Here is a 288-nt window from a genome sequence, read left to right on the forward strand (position 1 = left end):
GCGGCGTCGATCGACCAGCGATGCCGCCGCTGATCCGTCGTGAGCGCCAGGCGCCAAATTGCACGAGTCCCAGTGAGACGGGAAACGATTGCCACCGTGACTCACGAATTCGCAACACCACCAGATGATGCAGCCGCGGGCGCCCGGAACGACGCCTTTTGCAGGCGCGAAGCAGCGTTTCCGGAAACGGGCCGCGGTGAATAACATCAACAGCCCGGCGCTGAGATTAAGAATGTAGATGCCCGCCATGCGCCTTTCGCCGCGACGCTGCCGGCCGTACATTTCAGG

General features: G+C 62.8%; 1 pseudogene. It reads right to left on the minus strand.

The annotated features are described in order from the left end of the window. A pseudogene (locus tag SB822_RS56355) lies at window positions 1–249 on the minus strand (hypothetical protein); the annotation flags it as partial. Between the last annotated feature and the right edge of the window lie 39 nt (window positions 250–288).

Source organism: Paraburkholderia sp. SIMBA_054, from assembly GCF_046534875.1.
Taxonomy (GTDB): Bacteria; Pseudomonadota; Gammaproteobacteria; order Burkholderiales; family Burkholderiaceae; genus Paraburkholderia; species Paraburkholderia hospita.